Origin of the sequence: Streptomyces sp. DH12, assembly GCF_020873895.1 — a bacterium.
Taxonomy (GTDB): Bacteria; Actinomycetota; Actinomycetes; order Streptomycetales; family Streptomycetaceae; genus Streptomyces.
The window spans coordinates 1-565 of sequence record NZ_JAHWGT010000553.1; the positions used below are offsets into that span (position 1 = coordinate 1).

The window sequence follows — 565 nt, forward strand, 5'->3', positions numbered from 1 at the left end:
GAATGGGCTTCTACGCCGCGAGTTCGCTGCTCGGCCTCACGTGGGGCGTCTACGGGACGTGGGTCTTCCTCACCCAGGCGGGCACAGATCAGATCAACGCGGCAGCAAATGTGCATGACCAGCCCGGCACCGTGCCGGCGGCCTGACCGGCCCAGGCTTCGACGGACGGGTACTGCACCTGGCAGATCTGTTCCACCTTGCACACCGCCTCGGAGGCTGAACCGGGTGCTGCTCCGCGACGGCACTTTCCGCGCTCTCCAGCCCTCAGCAGCAGTCACCTGACCAGTGGCTCCGCAAGGAGGACGACTCGATCTGTTTCGGCATCGAATCCGAGCACTGGATGACTGCGGGCCCCTTTCCGGATGCATCAGCACCACCTTGCCCAACCGCCTCCCGATCTCTCGTAAGAAGCCGCAGAACACATCAAGTCGCTCCTGCCGTCTGCAACTCGCGCAGGGCGACGTCGAAATCGATCTCCTCGTCCGCGTAGAAGCGGAGGATCGCCGCCACTTCCGCTCTCAGCCAGACACGCAGGTTCGGGCACTCAGCATCCGCCGGTCGAGAC

General features: G+C 64.6%; 1 pseudogene. It reads right to left on the minus strand.

Annotated elements, in window-relative coordinates:
* Positions 1–274: 274 nt before the first annotated feature.
* A pseudogene (locus LPA54_RS35730) lies at positions 275–565 on the minus strand (hypothetical protein); the annotation flags it as partial.